Origin of the sequence: Phytoactinopolyspora endophytica (assembly GCF_004138495.1) — a bacterium.
Lineage (GTDB): Bacteria > Actinomycetota > Actinomycetes > Jiangellales > Jiangellaceae > Phytoactinopolyspora > Phytoactinopolyspora endophytica.
On sequence record NZ_ML142863.1, the window covers coordinates 200,031 to 205,106 of the forward strand.

Annotated in this window: 4 protein-coding genes and 2 pseudogenes; 1 reads left to right on the forward strand and 5 read right to left on the reverse strand. The window is 63.9% G+C overall.

The features are described from left to right. Together ELR45_RS39035 and ELR45_RS25160 are read right to left on the reverse strand one after the other, a co-directional pair. Positions 1-252: pseudogene (locus tag ELR45_RS39035) on the reverse strand (AAA family ATPase); the annotation flags it as partial. Positions 253-664: 412 nt separating this feature from the next. Next, complete coding sequence (locus ELR45_RS25160) at positions 665-1,180, reverse strand: pyridoxamine 5'-phosphate oxidase family protein (protein ID WP_129668779.1); 516 nt, start codon at positions 1,178-1,180, stop codon at positions 665-667. Between the two features lie 15 nt (positions 1,181-1,195). On the opposite strand from ELR45_RS25160, the pseudogene ELR45_RS42955 reads away from it, so the two are divergent. Then, positions 1,196-1,412 (forward strand): annotated as a pseudogene (locus ELR45_RS42955) (tyrosine-type recombinase/integrase); the annotation flags it as partial. Here ELR45_RS42955 and ELR45_RS25170 read toward each other — a convergent pair. The 3 genes from ELR45_RS25170 to ELR45_RS25180 all read right to left on the reverse strand — a co-directional run bounded on the left by ELR45_RS25170 (position 1,409) and on the right by ELR45_RS25180 (position 4,951). After that, the gene (locus ELR45_RS25170) at positions 1,409-1,993 is read right to left on the reverse strand and encodes a hypothetical protein (protein ID WP_129668780.1); all 585 of its coding nucleotides are present in this window, start codon (positions 1,991-1,993) and stop codon (positions 1,409-1,411) included. The pseudogene ELR45_RS42955 and the gene ELR45_RS25170 overlap by 4 nt on opposite strands. Before the next feature lie 553 nt (positions 1,994-2,546). Beyond that, complete coding sequence (locus ELR45_RS25175; RefSeq protein ID WP_165368088.1) at positions 2,547-3,491, reverse strand: phosphotransferase family protein; 945 nt, start codon at positions 3,489-3,491, stop codon at positions 2,547-2,549. A gap of 710 nt (positions 3,492-4,201) precedes the next feature. Next, a complete protein-coding gene (locus ELR45_RS25180) occupies positions 4,202-4,951 on the reverse strand; it encodes a hypothetical protein (protein ID WP_129668781.1) in 750 nt (249 codons plus the stop codon). Positions 4,952-5,076: the final 125 nt, after the last annotated feature.

Consider the following 5,076-nt stretch of genomic DNA (forward strand, 5'->3'; position numbering starts at 1 on the left):
GAGGGGCCCAAGCGGCAGCCCCATTCCGACATCTTCGACGGCGATGAGCCGCAGTCTGGTCCAGATGTGCTCAGCGACGTCCGGTGAGGTGATGTACATCTCGTAAGCGGCCAGCACCGCGTTGTCCACGTTGCTGCGGCGGATTTCCTTCTGGAGCACGGATACCAGGTCGTCAACGGGGATCCCGTGCGGTGAGACGATCTGCGAGTAGGGATCGTCGGTGAAATGCGGGGGTCCGTAATGGCGTGCCATCAGACCACTCCTTCCAGTCGAGGTGACAGACACGTCCGAAACCGGAAGGGGTCCTTGGCTGGCATCACAGTACAGATACACGCTCGTGCTGTCTACAGCGCGACGAGAGACTCACGAAAACTGCCTGCGGAACACCCTCGATGCCGATCCCGCACCCTCGTATGCTCCGATCGAGTGCGTTTTCCACACTCAAGTGCAGGCTCGCTCTTACCCCGACAGACGGACGCGAATCCGCGCCCCACCTGAAGCGGGCGACGGGTGGGCCAGGAACAGCCTGCATGCTAGTGACCTGCGACAACGCCATGCTGATCGCCGGGTAGACGGAAGTTTGGACACGCATTTGACGCAGATACTAGATGACTACGGTGAAACCGCTCATGTCAGCGAACTGTCAGTTTGCGGCGAGCCTTGATCATGAGCGCCGCCAGGTTTGGCGTGGCTTGTAGCCGCTGCGGCGTAGCCAGTGCTCGGTGTACAGAATCCGGTCCGGGGTGATGATCGTGAGCGGGTCGGTGGGTGGCTCGTTGAGGGATCGTCCGCGTTCAGCGTGATCGGACTGCCAGCGGAAGGCTTCCCAGTAACCGTCGGCCTCAGGATCGTCGCGTTCGAGAGTTCGTGCTGTGCCGAATAGCTGTGCACCGCGACTGCTGGCTTGGCCGACCAGCGGGGCGAAGATCCCCGCCGAGACTCTGGAATCACGGCGCAGGTTCCCCGATTTCGGTGAGTCGTTCCAGCTGGTGTAGAAGATCTCGAACCCGAGGCTGCAGTAGCGGACAGGCGTGGCTGCCGGCGCTCCGTTCGGGTCCACGGTGGCGATGACTGCTACGTTCTGGGTGGAGAGCAGGTTGAGAATTCGTTCCTCGAGGTGTTCGCGGTGGAGTTCGCCGTCGGGAGTGGGACCTGCAAGCCAGGGGTTCGTCAGCGGCATCGTCCTAGCATCTCAGCCGCGCGCCCGTACGATCTACGCCACGCAGGCGTATCGACATGGGTCAACGCCGGCGTCCAACCCCCGCAAAATCGCCGAATGGGCCGGACGCTCCGTCGACGTCCTCCTGAGGATCTACGCCAAGTGCATCGACGGCGACGCCGCCCCGCAACCGCGCCAAGATCGACCGCGCTCTCAACCGATCAGTTCAGGTCTGTCACATGACGAGACCTAGGTGTCTCCCATGAAGATCCGCTGCAAGTCGGTCACGTCGGGCGTCAAGATCTCGCCGGCATCGGGAGGAGAGATCGCCACCGAGACGCCGAAATCCCAGAACTCGACGACTTTCCAGACCTCACGATTGCCGGCGGCATTCTGAATCGCGATCAGACGCGCGCGGCCTACGTCATCCAGCCAAACTTCCGCAGGCAGCTGGCGTAACCGGCGGAACGGCCCTTCGGGCATCTCAATCCCCATGGTCAGGAGCTCGTCCGCAGCCGCGAGATCAACAGCGAGCCGATAGTGAGTGGTGTTGACGTCGCCGATGGCGTCCGTACCAACTTCGACGATGTCATCAGTGGCACCGAAGAGGGCGTCCAGCGGCCATAGCGGATCGCCATGGTGACGCGGCCCATCCCGCTCACCGCTGCCGACCGCGACCCAAGAATCACCCGAGCGCATTAACTCGGTTGCTCCCTGGTACAGCATGTCTCGCGGCCTGGTGAGTGCCTCCGGCACGCTCTGCAGGTTCTCCTGCATGTGTCCGGGCAAGAACACTCGGGATACCTGCGCCAGGCGGGCGGCGAAATCGACCACACCCTCGCCGAGACGGTCCCACTCCCCGACTACTGACCCACCGCGAAGGAGCCCAAATGACAGCCGCGCAGTGCCCGCCGCATAGGTCCGACCGGCAGCGGCCGACACCCGAGCGCTGACGTCCTCCGGACCGCCAACCATAATCCGATCCCCTCATAGCGGTAAACCAAAAGTACCCACCTCAGAGTCCGCATGTACAGCAGCGCTCAGCCGTCGATCTCGACGATGGTCATGGCAAGTCGCCCCTCGCGATACGTGCCCCGTCCCCGCCTGCCCAGTCCTTCAGGCGATCCTCCAGAACGCGGCGGAACGCCGGCGCGCTGCCATACCTCACGCCTGCACCTGCTCTATCGCATCGTCCACGAACTCACGCACACGCCTCGACCGACGAGCCGCCATCGTGTGCAGTCGCCGCCTAGTGGTCAGTCCCCGGTCGAGGGCCTGCCGAACGGCTAGCTCGACCTGCTCGGGCTGTACAGGTAATCGACTGTCGCCGCAAGCGGGCTCGGGAGTGCGAGTTACGTCGCGCACCCAGCACAGAAGCGGGACGCTGTCACACGAGCAGCGCCTCGAGGTCCGGAAGCCGGCCGAACATATCGGGTAGGCCGCGCACGCCGTTGCGCACGGACTCGTGCGACAGCGCGAGATCAGGGCCTGTGCTCGCCTCGACACCGGCCAGGCAACGGAGGATGTTCCACCTTGTGTGCCCCAGCCAGCCGCCGATCATGAACACGAACCAGCTTGGACCCGCCGGCGGCAGCGCTCCGCCCCCAGCAACGTAGCCGTCAAGGACCGAGCGGAAGATGGCGGGCTCGATATCGTCGAAGCCGGGCCCCTTCGCGAGGCTCAGCGCGGTCGAGCCAAGCTCACCGGCCAGGTCGAGCATCCCCGAGAGCTCCCAGTCGAGCACCACCGGACGCCCGTCTCGAGCGAGCAGGTTCCACGGTTGGATGTCCCGGTGGGTCAGTACAACGGGGCCCGGCCGTTCGCAGGTGTCGACCAAGTGGGCCATCGCCAGGAACGTCTCGACCTGGGAGGCGAGCTCGTCGGCCCACGGCTGTCCGGTCGACACCGCCCGCTCGGCGAGCTCGGACCAGTCCCGTGACACCGGGTCCTCGATCGACACGTGTGTCCACTCGACGTCCAACGCGTGGATGCGCGCGAGAATCTCACCGATCTCGAACGCGTACGCCTCCGACACCGGCGCTTCGGGCACCTTCTTTCCCTCGACCCACCGGTGGACGAGCGTGTGGTGGCTGGCCGAGATCGGCTCCGGCATCGGAATGCCGGCAGCAAAAGCCGCCTGCTCGAACCTGAACACGTCCTCGACGTGGTAGGTCCAGCGGCGGTCGACGAGGTTCAACTCCTTCACCGCGAACGACCCCTGGTCGGTGTCGAGCCGGTACATCCGGTTGGCGAACCCGCCGTGAACGCGAATAATCGGCCCAACCGGCGCACCGAGACACGAAAGGTTGGAAGGCACGTCGTCTGCGGTCACCCCACAAATCTAGGGCTCGCAGTTCATCGATGCACCGGAATTTCCCTGGGACCATCAAGGCAGTCAAGGTCACCATGGATGAGAACTGATCGACGCGCGGCCGCCACGACGACGACTGCCGGTCCGGGCTCTCGGTGCCCATCAACGATCGCCCCTCACCCGCGTTTCCGCGAGTGAGGGGCGACTTCCTGCTGGTAGCCCCGACGGGATTCGGACCGTGACCGGAACCGGTGGGACACCTGGTTGACGTCAAGGCTCAGCTTGGCAGCCGCTACGAGTTTGATCTACAACGGATGTCAGACGACCTGCTTGAGCGGGCACAGATCGGCAGCAAGTGGGCAACCGCCCAACTCCAAGGCAGGCAGGCTGCACAGCAATTCTCGGCTCCCACTGCCGGACAGGACAGTTTCGCAGGGCGGTGAGCGCCTTGGTTCCAGCCTTGTTGCCGGAGCTCGGCGGCAAATGGTGTGTCAGGCCCTCAAGACAGGGATGGATCATGCCGCCGGAGGTGACGGGCACCGTGGTGCGCGCTCCGCGTCAGTTTGAGCCTGTTCCGTGACCTCTATGTACGCCCTGCACGCTGACGAGTCAAGACTATGGTACCGAGCTGCCGACTGTGATGACGCGATGCCCGTGTCGGGCGCACGCTTTGCAGGCAGGTCCGCCAAGGAGCTGACTCTCGGCCAGAGCGCCGGTTTGACGCGGCCGGGTTACCTCGACGACCGTGTGTTCAGCAGTTCGCTCGCGGTGCCGGGATCGGTCAGCCATGTCTGGCTTCCGGCACGTCGTCCGTCGTCGACAGCCGCACATACAGCTGCATAGGCCGAGTGTGCGCGCTGCTCGTTCTCTGCGCTGGGATTGCGCAAGGACTCGGCGAGCGCATCCTGCCATGCGAGACGAAGACAGAGGTAGCCGTCGCTGTTTCGCTCACACAGCGTAAGCCGTGAGGTGGACAGGGTCCGGGGACGCGACGCTTCGACCTCGCTGCTGATCCGAGATATGCGAGCGATGTCGCCGACCGTTGCGGTGATCTTGTACTTGACGCGGCCGCGGTCAACGGTCACCACATCGCCCGCCTCGTACAGGAGAGGCGCATCCGGGCTCTCTCCGTAGTACCACAAGCTATGACCGCATTTCGGACAGGGCTCGATTTCTTTGGCGAGTTGCTCGTCGTCGGTCGATCCGGGCCGGATCTGAGCGATGAAGTGGGCGCTTCGAGCGCCATGACTGCGGACGCGTCTGAGCGGCGGGCGGGTTCGTGTCCACCCGACGTAATGGGTGATGGGGTAGTCACGGGTTTTCTCTCCGATGACGTAGTCGCGATCGCCTACGACTGTGGGACGCCCATAGCAGAGAAAATAGACGTGTTCATAGTGCTCTGTGCATGTCGGCAGACAACCCACAATCGGGGCGTCGAACAAGTGCAGCTGCAGACCAGACGGCTCAGGTGGGGTATTCATCTTCTTCCTCCTCCTCAACCCGCGCAGCGGTCTCTTAACGGGCTCTTCGCAGTTAAGGGTGTAGTCCGGTCGACGCGTCGGTGGCCGGGTAGGGGTCGAGGTCTCCCGAGGATGGGGGTGACTAT